The following is a 15,058-nucleotide window of genomic DNA, read 5'->3' on the forward strand; positions in this document are numbered from 1 at the left end:
ACATAATCGATGGCTCGAGGCCTCCTTCTGCTTCCAGTGCCCGCCAACGCCCCTCTTTCTCCCGCAACTGCCACCCCCGCGCCGATGTGCCCGTCGACGTGGCTGCGCTGGTCGATTGCCGTGGCCTTGCTAACGATCGTCCTCAAGGGACTGGCGGGCTACGTGACGAACTCGATGGGCCTGATCTCGGACGCGATGGAGTCCTTCGTGAACCTTGCGAGCGCGATGTTTGCGCTGGCCATGGTGACCATTGCAGTACGTCCGGCGGATGCGGATCATCCTTATGGCCATCACAAGGCCGAGTACTTTTCGTCCGGCTTCGAAGGCGTGCTGATCGTCGGCGCGGCGCTGGCGATCCTGTGGGTCTCGGTGCAACGCCTGCTGACGCCGCAGCCGGTCGAGCAGATCGGCTGGGGGCTGGCGTTGGCGATCGTCAGTTCGGGATTCAACGGGGCCCTGGCCTGGGCCTTGTTCCGGGCGGCACGGGCGCATCGCTCCATCGCGCTCGAAGGCGACGCGCGGCATCTGCTGGCGGACGTGTGGACCTCGGCCGGCGTCGTGGTCGGCATCGTGGCGGTGCATTTCACCGGCTGGCTCTGGCTCGACCCGTTGCTGGCGATCGGCGTGGCGCTCAACATTGCGCGGGAGGGCGTGAGGCTGGTGTGGCGTTCGTCCCAGGGCCTGATGGACGAGGCGCTCGACGCCGAATCACAAGCCGCGCTGATGGGCACGCTCGATCGCTTCAAGGCCACCGTGCCAGAGGGCGCACAGGTGCGCTTCGACGACATCGTGACGCGCGGCGCGGGCCAGCGACGGTTTGCCGACCTGCACATGCATGTGCCCGGCGAATGGTCGCTGCAGCATGCGGCCACCTTGCGCGACGGGCTGGAGCAGTCGCTCATGGACGCGGTGCCGGGCCTGCGCGTGACGATCCAGTTGCTGCCGCTGGGCATGGAGGCGCGGGCCACGCGGATCGAGGAATCGGCTGCATGAAGGCGTTGTTGCAGCGCGTGCGCGAGGCGCGGGTGGAGATCGGCGGGCAGACCGTGGGACGGATCGACGGGGGCCTGCTCGTGCTGGTCTGCGCCGAGCGCGGCGATGGCGATGCGGTGGCGGACCGCCTGCTGGCCAAGATCCTGAAGCTGCGCATCTTTTCCGATGAGGCCGGCAAGATGAATCGCAGCGTGCAGGACGTGGGAGGCGGGCTGTTGATGGTCAGCCAGTTCACGCTGGCGGCGGATGTGAGTGGCGGCAACCGGCCGAGCTTCACGCAGGCGGCGCCGCCGGACGAGGGTAAGCGCCTGTACGAGTACTTCGTGTCGCGGGCGCGGGCCGCGCATCCGCAGGTCGCGACGGGCGAGTTCGGCGCCGACATGCAGGTGCACCTGGTCAATGACGGGCCGGTGACGATTCCGCTGCACATGGTGTAGTTCTCAGGTCGATGTGGCTTTACCATCTCGACTTGATCCCCCGCGGGGCACGGCCCGGCCTTGGGGGCTCACGTCAGTACGGGTTCTTGATGCCAAGGCCGGCGAGGATCTCGATCTCGCGCGCTTCCATCTCCTCGGCGTCCTCTTCGCTGGTCTCGTGGTCCCATCCTTGCGCATGCAGCGTGCCGTGCACCAGCAGGTGCGCGTAGTGCGCGGCGAGGGTCTTGCGCTGCTCCTTCGCCTCGCGCGCGACGACCGGGGCGCACAGCACGAGGTCGGCCATGACGAGTGGGGCTTGCGCGTAGTCGAAGGTCAGCACGTTGGTCGCGTAGTCCTTGCCGCGGAACTCGCGGTTCAGGCGCTGGCCTTCGTCGGCATCGACGATGCGCACCGTGATCTCGCCGTCGCAGTCGAGCGAATGGCGAATCCAGCGCGTGACGCTGTGGCGCGGCAGGGCGGCGCGGTGCCGCTCCACGCCCTTGAAGCGGCCGAACTGCAGCGACAGCGACAAGTCCGAAAGCAGCGGCCGGCTCATCGTGGATCCGTGCGCTTGCGCTGGTTGTCGTAGGCGTCGACGATGCGCGCCACCAGCGGATGACGTACCACGTCGGCCGAGGTGAAGCGCGTGATCGCAATGCCCTTGACGCGGCGGAGCACGCGCTCGGCATCGATCAGCCCGCTGAGCTGGTGCTTGGGCAGGTCGATCTGGCTCACGTCGCCCGTCACCACGGCCTTGGCGCCGAAACCGATGCGGGTGAGGAACATCTTCATCTGCTCCTGCGTGGTGTTCTGGGCCTCGTCGAGGATGACGAAGGCGTTGTTGAGGGTGCGGCCGCGCATGAAGGCGAGCGGCGCGATCTCGAGGGCGTTGCGCTCGAAGGCCTTCTGCACCTTGTCGAAGCCCATGAGGTCGTAGAGCGCGTCGTACAGCGGGCGCAGGTACGGGTCGACCTTCTGCGACAGGTCGCCGGGCAGGAAGCCGAGGCGCTCGCCGGCCTCGACCGCCGGGCGCGTGAGGACGATGCGCTGGACGGCGCTGCGCTCCAGCGCATCGACGGCGCAGGCGACGGCAAGGTAGGTCTTGCCGGTGCCGGCGGGGCCGATGCCGAAGGTGATGTCGTGGGCTGCGATGTTCTCGAGGTACTGGGCTTGCGTGGGGGTGCGGGCGCGCAGGTCGGCGCGGCGCGTGACCAGCATCGGGCCGGGTTCGCCGTCCTCCGTCATGCCGGAATCGCTGGCGAGGGTGAGTTGCACCACGGCGGGGTCGATGACGTGGTCGGCGATTTCGTAGAGCGCCTGCAGCACGTCCATGGCCTGCTCGGCCTGGGCCTTGGCGCCTTCGACCTTGAACTGCTCGTGGCGGTGCGCGACCTTGACGTCGAGTGCTTCCTCGATGCGACGCAGGTGCTCGTCGAGCGGGCCGCAGAGATGGCTCAGGCGGGCGTTGTTGAGCGGCTTGAAGGTGTGGCGGATGATCAAAGGGATAATTCCGATCCACTTTCAATTCAATCCGATACGTTGTCGCGCCGCCTTGCCGTGCTTCAGCACTGTCTGCGGCGGCGCTTCGCGTCTCGGATCGAATTGAAAGTGGATCCAGTTAAGTTAGGCACGACGAAGGGCTCCGATGATAGGCAAGTTGACCGGCACGCTGGCCGAACGCAATCCACCGCAGGTGGTGGTGGACTGCAATGGGGTCGGCTACGAAGTCGATGTGCCGATGAGCACCTTCTACAACCTGCCGCAGACGGGGGCGCGGGTGTCGCTGCTGACGCACTTCGTGGTGCGTGAGGATGCGCAGATTCTTTATGGCTTCGGCACGCCGGAAGAGCGCATGGCGTTTCGGCAGTTGATCAAGATCTCGGGCATCGGGCCGCGCATGGCGCTGGGGGTGTTGTCGGGCCTGAGCGTGGCGGAACTTTCGCAGGTGGTCACGCTGCAGGACGCGGGCCGGCTGGTGAAGATTCCGGGCATTGGCAAGAAGACGGCGGAGCGGCTGTTGCTGGAACTCAAGGGCAAGCTCGGCGCCGATATCGCGCTGCCCGCGCATGCGGCAAGCGACGCGCAGGCGGACATCCTGCAGGCGCTGGTCGCGCTGGGCTACAGCGACAAGGAGGCGGCTGCGTCGCTGAAGGCGCTGCCGAAGGACGTGGGCGTCAGCGAAGGGATCAAGCTGGCGTTGCGGGCGCTGGCGAAGTAGGGCTTTGCCTGCGTTTCCGCGGCCGCGTAGCTGGCGCTTCGGGGGCCATTTCAGTTGTGAAGCTTCTCGCCCCGCGCCAGCATCGCCACGAATTGCGCGATGCGCTTGGCCCGCGTTTCGGGCTTCTTTGCGGTCTGCGTACGGAACAGCACGGCATAGCGGTTGGTTGAATCGAGGGTTGCAAAGAAGGCTGCCGCCCGGGGCTCGGCATCGAGCGCGGCTTGCAGGTCGGGCGGGATGGTCGACGCTCGGGCGCCATCGTAGGCGGCGTCCCATCGGCCATCTGCCTTCGCGCGATCGATCTCGGACTGGCCGGCGGGTTGCATGCGGCCCGCTTGCACGAGCTTCATCGCCTTCTCGCAGTTGATCTTCGACCAGATGCTGCGCGACGCTCGGGGCGTGAAGCGCTTGAGCCAATAGTGCTCCCCTTCGGACTGGCTGCGCGCATCGATCCAGCCATGGCACAGCGCGAGATCGAGCGCTTCGGCGTACGTGAGGGTCGCGCGATCGGCGCCCTTCTTGGACAGGCGCAGCCAGACGCCGGTCGACTTGGCATGGTGGCGCCGCAGCCAGGCCGCCCACTTCGCGGCGGACGCGCACTCAAGGATGGGCTCGTCTTGGATCACCGCGGTATCAAGGCACCCACCAGTACCGCAACGCATGGAAGTAGATCGGCGCCGCGAAGATCACCGAATCGAGCCGGTCCAGCATGCCGCCGTGGCCTTCGATCATGGTGCCCCAGTCCTTGACGCCGCGGTCGCGCTTGATGGCCGACATCACGAGACCGCCAAAGAAGCCCATCACGCAGATCGTGAGCGCCATCACCGCAGCCTGCCAAGGCGTGAACGGCGTGGCCCATGACAGCGCGGCGCCCAGCGCGGTGGCGCTGGCCACGCCGCCGATCAGGCCTTCCCAGGTCTTGGAGGGCGACAGTTCGGGCGCGACCTTGCGCTTGCCGAACAGCTTGCCCCACACGTACTGCAGCACGTCGCTGCCCTGCACCACGATGACGAGGAAGGCGATCAGCAGCAGGTTGCGGCCTTCGAAGCCGGGGATCTGCAAGGTGAGCAGGGCCGGCACGTGGCTGATGCAGAACACGCACACCATGAGGCCCCACTGGATCTTCGAGGTGCGTTCGAGGAAGCGCCGCGTGTCGCCGCCCACGGCCGCGAGGATCGGCAGCACGAGGAAGGCGTAGACCGGGATGAAGATCTCATACAACCCGTACCAGTCGATCCAGATCAGGAAGTACTGCACCGGCAGCGCAATGAAGAAGGCGAGCGCGATCGCATGGTGGTCGCCGCGCCGCGTGTAGGCGAGGCTGATGAACTCGCGCAGCGCGTAGAACGAGGTCAGGTAGAACAACACGATCACGCCGCCTTTGCCGAACGCGAAGGCGAGGCCGATGACCGCCACCATCACCCACCATGCGTTGACGCGTGAGTTGAGGTTGTCGATCACCGCATTCGGCTGGCCCTTGGCCACGCGCCACTTGAGCAACGCGCCAATGGCGGAGGCCAGGATCAAGACGCACGCGACACCGCCGAACAGCGTGATGGTTGTTTGTGTGGAGGAAGCGCTGTTCATGCGGCGGCTGCCTCTTCCCGGTCGTACTCCGGTCGCAGGTCCAGCATCGCGGCGCGCGCGCGGGCGATGAAGCTGTTCTTGTCCTCGCCCTCGGCCAGCACGATGGGCGTGCCGTAGCGCACCGTGCAGGCCAGCGGGATCGGCACCAGCGTGCCCTTGGGCAGCACGCGCTTGAGGTTCTCGATCCACACCGGCACCAGTCGTACGTTGGGGCAGGCGCGCGCCAGGTGGTAGAGGCCGCTCTTGAGCGGCAGCAGCACCTCGTCGCCCATGTTGCGCGTGCCTTCGGGGAACATGATGAGCGAGTCGCCGGCCTGCAGCGCGTCAGCCATCTGCTGCACCGGGTTGCTGCCGTCGGCGGAGCCGTCGCGCTTGATCATCAATGCGTTGAAGACCTGCTCGCCGACGAAGCGGCGCCCGTTCGATGCGAGCCAGTAGTCCTGTCCCGCCACCGGGCGCGTGATGGCGCGCAGGTCGGGCGGCAGCGTGGCCCAGAGCAGCACGAAGTCGCCGTGGCTGGTGTGGTTGGCGAAGTAGAGCGTCTGCTCGGCCTTGGGCGTGGTGCCGCTCCAGATGGCGCGCACGCCGGTGAGCAGCTTGGCGATACCGACGATCAGCCACGCGGTGACGATGGCCGCGAACTTGCGGCTCTCCCTCTGCACGGATGCGTTCATGAAAAATCCCTCTCCCTTTGAATCGTTGTTGTCTTCTTGTGGTTCATTGCAGGTCCTGCGTCAGCAAGGCCAGCAGCAGCATCGCGGCCTGGCAGGCGACGGTGATGCCGTGCCTTTGCAGCAACTGGCGCGTGCCAAGTACACGGTCGGCCAGCGAGCGCGAGGCATCAGGCACCTGGCGCAGGCCGGTGCGGCTCAGCGCGTTGTCGAGGGCGGGCAGCGACGTGATCGTGCCGTGCGCCAGTCCTTCGAACAGGCCGGCGTCGAAGCGCAATCGCAGCGCGAGGTAGCGCTCGAGCACGCCGATGATCGCCACGGCCCCGAGGCCCATGCAGGAGGTAAGCGAGAGCGAGCGCGCGGTGAGGGCGAGCACGCCGAGCGCGATGCCGCTCAGCGCCAGGCCGAGCGCGGCGATGCCGCCTGCCGCGCGCAGCAGGCTTGCCGTGGTGGCGCACAGGGTGCGGTCGTTGTCGGTCATGCCTTCAGTACTGTCGCACGGGGTTCAGGAGTCCTGCGCATCGTTTTCGCTGATCGCTTGCGCAAGCGCAATGCGCCAGGCCGGGCGCAGCACGATCTGCGGGCGGGTCTGCCGCACCAGTTCCTCCGCATCCGCCAGCGCCTGCGCCACCTTGGCATCGCGCGAATGCGCGGCGATCCAGCCGACCAGCGATGCGGCGCTGCGCGAGAAGCCGAGCGCGCAGCAGATCCAGACGGTTCCGCCCGTTCGGTGCTGGGCTTCGATGATCAGCGCGGCGCGGCGCAGGTGTTCGGGAGAGGGCACCACCAGGTCGAGCATCGGCAGGCAGTGTGAGCCGGCGCTGGTGGGCAGTTGCAACTCGGCGCTGAGGCTGACCATGCGCGGCTTGCCAGCGGCCAGCCATTCCACGAAATCGGGAATCCGGCCGAGCCAGAGGCCGGGCAGGACTTCCGAGGAGGCCCGCATCCGGCGCGTCCAGATCATGGCGTTGAGCCCGGCGCCGGCGCGATAGGGCAGCAGCAGCCAGCGCGCCGCCCAGGCCATGCGACCGCGCGCATTCATCTGGAAGCCTCGTGCGCCGAAGCCGAGGTAGTTGAGCGCCACCAGCGCCAGCGAGGCCGCGGGCCAGCCCAGCCACAGCGCACCGCCACCCAGCCGCAAGCCCGCAGCCAGGCAGGCCGCGGCACCGATCGCGTAGAAAGCGGCCAGCTTCCAGCGTTGCGGGTCGCGTGCGAGCGCCCACACGCGCGGCATCGAGGGCACCCGTTCCAGCGGCCACAGCCAGACGCAGAACAGCCCCAGCAGGGCGCCCGTGGGAATGTCGATGAAGTGGTGCTGCCATGTCGTCAGCACCGAGGCGCAGATGGCGAAGGTCCAGAGGTGCAGCACCAGCCGCGCCCACGGATTCGTCAGCAGCCGCTGGTACCAGTCCCACAGGATCACGGCCAGCGCGATGTGCAGCGAGGGCGCCTGGTTGAAGGGCTTGTCGAAGCCGCGCAGCGCATCGAACAGGAAGGCCGGCGCGCCCTCGACCGGCGGTTGGCCGAAGCTGAACTGCAGCGGCCACAGCACGAAGCAGCTGACGGCAATGACGGTGGCGCTCAGCAGTCGCAGCGCATGGCGGTCGACCACATGCTTGCTGCGCCCGAAGAACAGTGACAGCGCGTAGAAGACGTTGATGGTCCAGTACGGGAAGATCGTCCACGGCCAGAACGGGATCTCGCGCTCCCATTGAAAAGCCGCGCTCGGCACGTCGGCGCGCGTGGTGGCCCACCAGTTGGCGAAGCCGTAAGCGGCGTAGAACAGCGGCCCGAGCAGCACGAGCCACGCCGCGGCGCGTTTCCAGGGGCGCCCGGCCGCGGAGATCATCGTCCGGTCCGTACCGCCAGCGAGACGGTGAAGATGCCCCACTTGTCGACCCGCTGAGTGATCTTGCGGAAGCCCGCCGCTTCGACGAGCTGGTCCATCTCGACCTGCGTGCGGCGCCGCATGACCCAGGCCTGGCCCTGCCGATGGCTGGTGAGCGCACGCGCAATCATCTCGAGCTGCGGATGCCAAGGCTGGCCCGTATAGACGAGGTAGCCGCCGTCTTCCACCGCATCGCCGACGCCGGCCAGCGAGCGGCTGACCATCTCGTTGTCGGGGAAGAGTTCGTACAGGCCGGAGACTACGGCGAGCGTCGGGCGCGGCATGACGTTCGCGAGGCTCAGGCGGTCGAACGCGTCGGCCTGCACGAACTGGGCGATGTCCTGCAGTTCCTTCTCCGCAATGAGCGCACGGCCGTCGCGCACGTTGATGTCGCTGTAGTCGCGCAGCAGCACCGAGGCGACCTTGATCGGGCTGGCCTTCACCGCGTCCAGCACATAGCGGCCATGGCCGGCGGCGATGTCCATGAGCCGCACGTCGCGATGCTTCTCGGCCAGGCGCTCCATGGCTTCGCGCAGCAGTTCCTCGACATGGATCTTGCGCTGGCGGATGCCGCGCCAGCCGATGGACTGGAGATAGGTCTTGTCGATGGAGCGGCCGAGCGGCCCCTTGCCCTGCGGCGTGTTGCGGTAGACGTAGTCCAGCGTGCTGCCGGAATCGAAGCCGGTCTGGTGGCCGAGCGCGACGCCGCTGGACAGCGTGCCGCCCAGGCGCAGGCCGGCGCGCGTCAGGGCCCAGTACGCGCCGCGTGGCGACATCGGGGACAAGGGCTCGGCCAGTGCGCGCGACTCGTCGGCGGTGTCGCCGCTGAGGTGGGCATTGCGCCGGTCGACGCGCATCAGCGGCTGGTCGAACAACTGCAGCACGAAGGCGCGGATGGCGGCCACGGCGGGGGCGCGGTCCTTCTCGCCGAGCGTGTCGTGGAAGAAGCCCGGCAGTTCCATCTTGGTCTTGGTGGCGCTGCCCAGCCGCTTGAAGAACTCGTGCTGCGGCTTGTGATGCACCACCCAGTCGGCGCCGGAGATCAACAGTTGCACGGGCTGCGTGATCGCTTTGGCATCGGCCACGACGCGGTCGGCCGCCTCGTACAGGCCGAGCAGAATGTTCACCGCGATGGGACGGGAGATCAGCGGGTCGGTGTTGTAGCTGGCGATGCGTTCCGGGTCGTGCGTGAGGAACCTGGCCTTGACGTAGCTGTTGACGAAGAACAGGCCGCGCAGTTTGTGCATCAGGCCCAGCCCGGCGCGTGCGAAGGGCACGTACAGCTTCACCTTGAAGGCCGGTGAGGCGAGCGTGAGGCCGCGCACCTTAGGCGCGTAGTCGTGCGCCCAGGTGGCGATGAGCACCGCGCCCACGCTCTGCGCGATCACGTGGATGTCTTCCGGCGGTACGCCGTAGGCCTTGTCGATGTGTTGGATGAAGGTCTGCACGTCGCGCACCGAGGTCGCGAAGCTCGGGCTGTAGCCGCGCTGGCCGGGGGACTTGCCGTGGCCGCGTGCGTCCCAGGCGTAGAAGTCGAAGTCGGGCAGGTCGAGCTCGTCGACCAGGTGCGCCATGCGCGCGCCGTGCTCATGGCCGCGGTGGAACAGGACGATGGCACCGCGACGCACGGGGCTGGCGGCGGGCCAGCGACGGTAGAAGAGAGAGACGCCGTCGTGCGTCGTGAAGTGCTGCTCCTGGGCAGTACGTGAGGTGGTCATCTTGTTGTTCTGGAGCGGGCTGACGCGATTCTCATGGGTTTCCTGCTCGTGCGGCGGGCTCGGCCAGCGCACGACGGACGCGGTTGACGATGGTCCACGCGACGCCCACGGCGAGCAAGGGCATAAGCCACGATACGGCTTGCGGCATCGGCCAGCCGAGCGCAACGTACAGGCCCAGCGCACCGAAGACGAAGGCCCGGTCGCTCTTGCCCAGCGGGCCGTCGTAGCGGCGCGAGGCACCGACCGTCGGGCCCAGGGCGCCGGCGAATTCGCTGAGGCCCGCGAGCACGATCACCGTGCCCACCCAGAACGGGCTGAACGGCGCGACGAGCGCGAAAGGCAGGTACAGCGCGGCGTCGGAGACCACGTCGGTCAGTTCGTTGAGGAAGGCGCCGAGCCGGCTCTGCTGGTGGTGTTCGCGGGCCAGCATGCCGTCGATGGCATTGAAGGCCATGCGTAGCAGCATCCAGATCGGCACCAGTGCAAAAGCGGTCGCTGCGGGCCTTGCGAAGAACAACCAGAGCCCCAGCGCGACGGAAATGGCGCAGGCGAGCAGCGTGACCTGGTTGGCCGTCGCGCCCGAAGCGTGCAGTCGCTTCACCAGCGGCCGCAACAAGGCCTGAAATCGCGGTTTCAGTTCATAGATCGACACGTAACTTTTCCATCTTCTCCCTTATTGGAGCGGCATTCTGCCTGCGAGTCATCTGGCTAAACTGCCGTAACCGCCCTATCACTTATGACCATCCAGACCGACGATTTCGCCCCGGCCCCGCAACGCGTGGTCTCCGCCGCCCCGGCGTCGCCGAACGAGGAAGCGATCGAACGGGCACTGCGGCCCAAGCTGCTGCAGGAGTATGTCGGGCAGGCCAAGGTGCGCGAGCAGCTGGAGATCTTCATCGGCGCGGCGCGCAAGCGCGAAGAGGCGCTGGACCATGTGCTGCTGTTCGGCCCGCCCGGTCTCGGCAAGACCACACTGAGCCACATCATTGCCGCCGAGCTTGGCGTGAACCTGCGCCAGACGTCCGGCCCGGTGCTGGAAAAGCCCAAGGACCTGGCGGCGCTGCTGACCAACCTCGAGCGCAACGACGTGCTCTTCATCGACGAGATCCACCGACTCAGCCCGGTGGTCGAGGAAATCCTCTACCCCGCGCTGGAGGACTACCAGATCGACATCATGATCGGCGAAGGTCCGGCGGCGCGCAGCATCAAGCTCGACCTGCAACCCTTCACGCTGGTGGGCGCCACCACGCGCGCCGGCATGCTGACCAACCCGCTGCGCGATCGCTTCGGCATCGTCGCGCGGCTGGAGTTCTACACGGCCGAGGAACTGGCGCACATCGTGCGACGCAGTGCGAGGCTGCTGAAGGTGGCGATGGACGAGGCCGGCGGCTTCGAGATCGCCCGTCGCTCGCGCGGCACGCCACGCATCGCCAACCGGCTGCTGCGCCGTGTGCGTGACTATGCCGAGGTGAAAGGCGACGGCCGCATCACCGAGGACATTGCGCACAAGGCGCTGGCCATGCTCGACGTCGATCCGCAAGGCTTCGACCTGATGGACCGCAAGCTGCTGGAAGCCGTGATCCATCGCTTCGACGGCGGGCCTGTCGGGCTCGACAACGTGGCGGCCAGCATCGGCGAGGAACGCGAGACCATCGAGGACGTGATCGAGCCCTACCTGATCCAGCAGGGCTACCTGCAACGCACGCCGCGCGGACGCATCGCGACCTTGGCGGCGTACCGGCACTTGGGCGTAGCGCCACCGTCGCGCGATGGGGACATGTTCGGAGCCTGAAGCCATGCACACCCACGACCTCGCCCCCTGGCGCCACGACCACCGCTTCACCGACGACAACGAACGCGCCGAGCGCGGCACGCGGCTGGTGATGTGGATCACCGCCGTGACGATGGTGGTCGAGATCGGCGCGGGCTGGTGGTTCAACTCGATGGCGCTGCTGGCCGACGGCTGGCACATGAGTTCGCATGCCTTGGCGATCGGGCTCAGCGCCTTCGCCTATGCGGCGGCGCGCCGCTACGCGAGCGATCCGCGCTTCGCCTTCGGCACGTGGAAGATCGAGGTGCTGGGCGGCTTTGCGAGTGCGCTGTGCCTGTTGGGCGTGGCAGCGTTGATGGTGGTTGGCTCGCTGGAACGGCTGTGGTCGCCGGCGGTCATCCACTACAGGGAGGCGATCGCGATCGGGGTGCTCGGGCTGGTCGTCAACCTGGTCTGCGCACGGCTGCTGGGCGCGGCACATCACCATGGTCATGACCATTCGCATGGTCACGAGCACGAGCACGAGCACGAGCACGGGCATGACCACGACCATGGACATGCCCACGGCGAAGACCTGAACCTCAAGTCCGCCTACCTGCACGTGCTGGCCGATGCGGCCACTTCCGTGCTGGCCATCGTGGCGCTCATCGGCGGCTGGCTCTGGGGCTGGGCCTGGCTCGACCCGGCGATGGGCATCGTCGGCGCGGTGCTCGTCGCGGTCTGGGCCAAGGGCTTGCTGATGGAAACCGGCCGCGTATTGCTCGACCGCGAGATGGACCACCCGGTGGTCGACGAGATCCGCGAGGGCATCGAGCACACGCTGGCCGCGAGCGAGACGCGTGTGGCCGACCTGCACGTCTGGCGCGTCGGCCGCGGCGCGTACGCCTGCGCCGTCACCGTCGTCACGCACTCACCGACGCTGAGCGCGGACGAGGTGCGCGCCTGCTTCTCGATGCACGAGGAGATCCGGCACTCGACGGTGGAGATCCAGCGCTGCGGCGATCAGGCAGCGGCTTGAGACACTGGCCGCACATGCCGAACGATCAGCATCTGCGCCGCGTAATACGTCGCCAGCACCCACAGCGAGGCCAGCGGTAGCGGCGTGACGAAGCGGTTCATCGCCAGCAGCGCATCGCTGAGCATGAAGAAACAGGCGCCCACTGCCACCCAGCGCGAGGCCGCATCACCCGCCGCTGCCGCACGGCCGATCGCCTGCGCTGCCATGCATGCGATCACGACGACATAGAGCCCGACCGGCGCACGCAACGCAACAGGCAATCCGCCGAACCACAGCACGGCATACATCGCGGCGCCAACGGCCAGCGTCGCCGCGAGCGCACCTCGCCGCGGAAACAGGCCGACGCTCATTCGAAACAGCGCGATGTACGCCAGGTGCGCGAGCAGGAAGCACACAAGCCCGGGAACGAAGAACTGCGGCCACATCAGCAGCACGTCGCCGGCCAGCGAAGCGACCAGGCCGGCGATCAACCAGCCACCGAACTTTCCGTCGATGCCCTCTCGACGCGTGCGCACGATCGCGAAGGCGATCAGCAACAGCAAGGCCAGCGGCTTGAAGACGACATGCAGCCCGTCCAACCCCAGCGCGCCGCTCGCGGCCGCCAGCGCGGCGGCCTCGACGAACAACACTTCCAGCACACTCAATCGCGCCTGCAACACCCCGCCGATGGCCCACAACGCAGCCGTGAGTGCGGCCAGCCATACGGCGCTGCGTTCCAACGGCATGGCGTCCGAAACCCACAGAAAGCTCGCCACGCCGCCCAGCACCAGCAGGAACTGGACCCCCGCGAACCACAGCACACCACGCGACACCGGCGGCTCGTAGCGCGTCACCTGCGCGATGTCGAAGTCGCTCTTCGGAAAGCGAGCCGCAACGTCCGCCGGCCGCCAGCCCGGCGGCTTGAGCCACACGCGCACCTTGTCGGCCCAACTGCGCGCATGCCACGAATCCTTCGCGAGCGACCAGTACACCTCCGCATTGGCCCACAGCGGGTCCCAGCTTTGCAGCGGGCTGCGCGTGCCGTAGACGCAGGGCTCGCCTTCCTCCTTGAAGCTGCCGAACATGCGGTCCCACACGACCAGCACGCCGCCATAGTTGCGGTCGACATAGCCATCGTTCACCGCATGGTGCACGCGATGGTTCGACGGCGAGCAGAACCAGCGGTCGAACCAGCCGAGCTTGCCGACCTGCTCCGTGTGAACCCAGAACTGGTAGAGCAGGTCGACCAGCGCCACCACGCCGAACACCAGTGGCGGCACGCCCGCCACGGCCATCGGCAGGTAGAAGATCCAGCCGAGCAGCGCGCCGCTCGATGTCTGGCGCAGCGCGGTCGAGAGGTTGTAGTGCTGGCTCTGGTGGTGCACCACATGGGCGGCCCAGAGGATGGCCGACTCGTGGCCCATGCGGTGCAGCCAGTAGTAGCAGAAGTCGTAGAGCACCAGCGCCAGCAGCCAGCCGTACCACTGCGTCCAGAAGTCGCGGGCTTGGTCGAGTGGGAACAAGGCCACGGTCGAATAGACCGCCGTGTAGATGCCGATGCGCAAGAGCCCCGTCAGCACCGTGGTGATCTGGCTCAGCATGCCCAGGCCGATGCTGTTGACCGCATCGGCCAGCCGATAGGTGTCCTGCCCGGTGCCGCGGCGGGCACGCACGCGCCCCACGGAAAACTCGATCGCAATCAGCAGGAAGAACACAGGGGTCGCAAGAACAATGATCTGGCCAGGTCGCATAGGCGGGGATTGTCGTGTGGCCGAATGCCCACGGTCATGGGGGTGTCACCCCATTGCCACGGTGCCGTCATGCCGCACTGCGAACCTATGCGTCCATGCAAAGAGAAGACGCACTCCTTCGCGCATGGCGCGACACTCCCGGCCTCGATGGCGACGCGGCGACGACGCGCCCGCGCCAGCACTATCGCTCGCTGTGGATCTCCGACCTGCATCTCGGCACACCCGGCTGCCAGGCGCGCGCGCTGCTCGACTTCCTCAAGCACACCGAATGCGAGACCCTGTTCCTGGTCGGCGACATCATCGACGGCTGGCAGCTGCGTCGCCACTGGTACTGGCCGCAGGCCCACAACGACGTGGTGCAGAAGCTGCTGCGCAAGGCGCGCAACGGCACGCGCGTGATCTTCATCCCCGGCAACCATGACGAGTTCGCGCGCAAGTACCTGAACCACAACTTCGGCGGCATCGAGGTCGCCGAGGAATGGATCCACGAGACCGCCGACGGCCGCAAGCTGTGGATCATCCACGGCGATCTGTTCGACGGCGTCATCCAGTGCGCCAAGTGGCTGGCGCACGTGGGCGACTCGCTCTACGAATTCACGCTCAAGCTGAACCGGCACCTCAACTCGCTGCGCGCACGCATGGGCCTGCCGTACTGGTCGCTGTCCAGCTACCTCAAGCAGAAGGTGAAGCGCGCGGTGAGCTATGTGGGCGACTTCGAGACCGCCGTGGCGCGTGAGGCGCGCAAGCGCGGCGTGCAAGGCGTGGTCTGCGGGCACATCCACCATGCGGAGATGCGCGACATCGACGGCATCCTGTATTGCAACGACGGCGACTGGGTCGAGAGCCTGACGGCGCTGGCGGAGCATGGGGATGGCACGCTGGAAATCCTCCATTGGGCGGAGCAGATGGCGGCAAGCGCGCAGGCGCCGGTGCTTGCGCGGCGAAGGCATTCAGCGGCGGCCTGACTTGAGAGCCACCAGGCCATTCCCAGCCCGCCCCCCGTGGGGGATTTGAGTCGAGATGGCAAAGTCACATTGACTCAAGATGT

Annotated in this window: 16 protein-coding genes; 6 read left to right on the forward strand and 10 right to left on the reverse strand. The window is 67.2% G+C overall.

Features of this window, described 5'->3' with window-relative positions:
• The first annotated feature begins 84 nt into the window (after positions 1–84).
• The gene (locus tag WKW82_RS11090; protein WP_340342427.1) at positions 85–993 is read left to right on the forward strand and encodes a cation diffusion facilitator family transporter; all 909 of its coding nucleotides are present in this window, start codon (positions 85–87) and stop codon (positions 991–993) included.
• Positions 990–1,430, forward strand: a complete 441-nt coding sequence (gene dtd / locus WKW82_RS11095) for a D-aminoacyl-tRNA deacylase (protein ID WP_340342343.1) — start codon at positions 990–992, stop codon at positions 1,428–1,430. The genes WKW82_RS11090 and dtd overlap by 4 nt, the downstream gene beginning before the upstream one ends.
• A 73-nt stretch (positions 1,431–1,503) precedes the next feature.
• Here the strand turns inward: dtd and ybeY are convergent, their stop codons facing one another.
• Positions 1,504–1,965, reverse strand: coding sequence for an rRNA maturation RNase YbeY (gene ybeY / locus WKW82_RS11100; RefSeq protein WP_340342344.1), 462 nt, complete (start codon positions 1,963–1,965; stop codon positions 1,504–1,506).
• Positions 1,962–2,909 carry a PhoH family protein gene (locus tag WKW82_RS11105; protein ID WP_340342345.1) on the reverse strand — a complete coding sequence of 316 codons (948 nt, stop codon included), beginning with the start codon at positions 2,907–2,909 and terminating at the stop codon, positions 1,962–1,964. Before WKW82_RS11105 ends, ybeY begins: the two co-directional genes overlap by 4 nt.
• Before the next feature lie 145 nt (positions 2,910–3,054).
• Here WKW82_RS11105 and ruvA point away from each other — a divergent pair, with 145 nt between their 5' ends.
• A complete protein-coding gene (gene ruvA, locus WKW82_RS11110; protein ID WP_340342346.1) occupies positions 3,055–3,627 on the forward strand; it encodes a Holliday junction branch migration protein RuvA in 573 nt (190 codons plus the stop codon).
• Between the two features lie 50 nt (positions 3,628–3,677).
• On the opposite strand, the gene WKW82_RS11115 is transcribed toward ruvA, so the two are convergent.
• From WKW82_RS11115 to WKW82_RS11145, 7 genes are read right to left on the reverse strand one after another with little or no spacing between them, the layout of a single operon-like run.
• Entirely contained in the window at positions 3,678–4,289 is a 612-nt protein-coding gene (locus WKW82_RS11115) for a YdeI/OmpD-associated family protein (RefSeq protein ID WP_422823457.1), read from the reverse strand.
• Positions 4,261–5,214: a phosphatidate cytidylyltransferase gene (locus WKW82_RS11120; protein ID WP_340342348.1), complete on the reverse strand. Its 954-nt coding sequence runs from the start codon at positions 5,212–5,214 to the stop codon at positions 4,261–4,263. Before WKW82_RS11120 ends, WKW82_RS11115 begins: the two co-directional genes overlap by 29 nt.
• A complete protein-coding gene (locus WKW82_RS11125) occupies positions 5,211–5,888 on the reverse strand; it encodes a lysophospholipid acyltransferase family protein (protein WP_340342349.1) in 678 nt (225 codons plus the stop codon). The genes WKW82_RS11120 and WKW82_RS11125 overlap by 4 nt, the downstream gene beginning before the upstream one ends.
• 43 nt (positions 5,889–5,931) lie before the next feature.
• Entirely contained in the window at positions 5,932–6,366 is a 435-nt protein-coding gene (locus WKW82_RS11130) for a hypothetical protein (RefSeq protein WP_340342350.1), read from the reverse strand.
• A 24-nt stretch (positions 6,367–6,390) separates the two neighbouring features.
• Positions 6,391–7,734 carry a phosphatase PAP2/dual specificity phosphatase family protein gene (locus tag WKW82_RS11135; RefSeq protein WP_340342351.1) on the reverse strand — a complete coding sequence of 448 codons (1,344 nt, stop codon included), beginning with the start codon at positions 7,732–7,734 and terminating at the stop codon, positions 6,391–6,393.
• The gene (locus tag WKW82_RS11140) at positions 7,731–9,491 is read right to left on the reverse strand and encodes a bifunctional alpha/beta hydrolase/class I SAM-dependent methyltransferase (RefSeq protein ID WP_340342352.1); all 1,761 of its coding nucleotides are present in this window, start codon (positions 9,489–9,491) and stop codon (positions 7,731–7,733) included. The genes WKW82_RS11135 and WKW82_RS11140 overlap by 4 nt, the downstream gene beginning before the upstream one ends.
• Before the next feature lie 31 nt (positions 9,492–9,522).
• Positions 9,523–10,143 carry a CDP-alcohol phosphatidyltransferase family protein gene (locus WKW82_RS11145; RefSeq protein WP_340342353.1) on the reverse strand — a complete coding sequence of 207 codons (621 nt, stop codon included), beginning with the start codon at positions 10,141–10,143 and terminating at the stop codon, positions 9,523–9,525.
• A gap of 84 nt (positions 10,144–10,227) precedes the next feature.
• On the opposite strand from WKW82_RS11145, the gene ruvB reads away from it, so the two are divergent.
• Complete coding sequence (gene ruvB, locus WKW82_RS11150; RefSeq protein WP_340342354.1) at positions 10,228–11,283, forward strand: Holliday junction branch migration DNA helicase RuvB; 1,056 nt, start codon at positions 10,228–10,230, stop codon at positions 11,281–11,283.
• A 4-nt stretch (positions 11,284–11,287) separates the two neighbouring features.
• The gene (dmeF, locus tag WKW82_RS11155; protein WP_340342355.1) at positions 11,288–12,280 is read left to right on the forward strand and encodes a CDF family Co(II)/Ni(II) efflux transporter DmeF; all 993 of its coding nucleotides are present in this window, start codon (positions 11,288–11,290) and stop codon (positions 12,278–12,280) included.
• On the opposite strand, the gene WKW82_RS11160 is transcribed toward dmeF, so the two are convergent.
• Positions 12,265–14,010 carry a lysoplasmalogenase family protein gene (locus tag WKW82_RS11160; RefSeq protein WP_340342356.1) on the reverse strand — a complete coding sequence of 582 codons (1,746 nt, stop codon included), beginning with the start codon at positions 14,008–14,010 and terminating at the stop codon, positions 12,265–12,267. The two genes, dmeF and WKW82_RS11160, sit on opposite strands and share 16 nt — an antisense overlap.
• Positions 14,011–14,105: 95 nt before the next feature.
• Between WKW82_RS11160 and WKW82_RS11165 the strand changes: the two genes are divergently transcribed.
• Entirely contained in the window at positions 14,106–14,975 is an 870-nt protein-coding gene (locus tag WKW82_RS11165; protein WP_340342357.1) for a UDP-2,3-diacylglucosamine diphosphatase, read from the forward strand.
• Positions 14,976–15,058: the final 83 nt, after the last annotated feature.

The sequence above is a fragment of the Variovorax rhizosphaerae genome (genome assembly GCF_037889975.1).
Classification (GTDB): Bacteria; Pseudomonadota; Gammaproteobacteria; order Burkholderiales; family Burkholderiaceae_C; genus Variovorax; species Variovorax rhizosphaerae.

Bases quoted from the DNA above. Each gene is read 5' to 3' on its own strand.
- WKW82_RS11140 (WP_340342352.1), bottom strand. From the start codon at position 9,491: ATGACCACCTCACGTACTGCCCAGGAGCAGCACTTCACGACGCACGAC.
- dtd (WP_340342343.1), top strand. From the start codon at position 990: ATGAAGGCGTTGTTGCAGCGCGTGCGCGAGGCGCGGGTGGAGATCGGC.
- WKW82_RS11160 (WP_340342356.1), bottom strand. From the start codon at position 14,010: ATGCGACCTGGCCAGATCATTGTTCTTGCGACCCCTGTGTTCTTCCTG.
- WKW82_RS11135 (WP_340342351.1), bottom strand. From the start codon at position 7,734: ATGATCTCCGCGGCCGGGCGCCCCTGGAAACGCGCCGCGGCGTGGCTC.
- WKW82_RS11115 (WP_422823457.1), bottom strand. From the start codon at position 4,289: ATGCGTTGCGGTACTGGTGGGTGCCTTGATACCGCGGTGATCCAAGAC.
- ruvA (WP_340342346.1), top strand. From the start codon at position 3,055: ATGATAGGCAAGTTGACCGGCACGCTGGCCGAACGCAATCCACCGCAG.
- ybeY (WP_340342344.1), bottom strand. From the start codon at position 1,965: ATGAGCCGGCCGCTGCTTTCGGACTTGTCGCTGTCGCTGCAGTTCGGC.
- WKW82_RS11130 (WP_340342350.1), bottom strand. From the start codon at position 6,366: ATGACCGACAACGACCGCACCCTGTGCGCCACCACGGCAAGCCTGCTG.
- WKW82_RS11165 (WP_340342357.1), top strand. From the start codon at position 14,106: ATGCAAAGAGAAGACGCACTCCTTCGCGCATGGCGCGACACTCCCGGC.
- dmeF (WP_340342355.1), top strand. From the start codon at position 11,288: ATGCACACCCACGACCTCGCCCCCTGGCGCCACGACCACCGCTTCACC.
- ruvB (WP_340342354.1), top strand. From the start codon at position 10,228: ATGACCATCCAGACCGACGATTTCGCCCCGGCCCCGCAACGCGTGGTC.
- WKW82_RS11125 (WP_340342349.1), bottom strand. From the start codon at position 5,888: ATGAACGCATCCGTGCAGAGGGAGAGCCGCAAGTTCGCGGCCATCGTC.
- WKW82_RS11090 (WP_340342427.1), top strand. From the start codon at position 85: ATGTGCCCGTCGACGTGGCTGCGCTGGTCGATTGCCGTGGCCTTGCTA.
- WKW82_RS11120 (WP_340342348.1), bottom strand. From the start codon at position 5,214: ATGAACAGCGCTTCCTCCACACAAACAACCATCACGCTGTTCGGCGGT.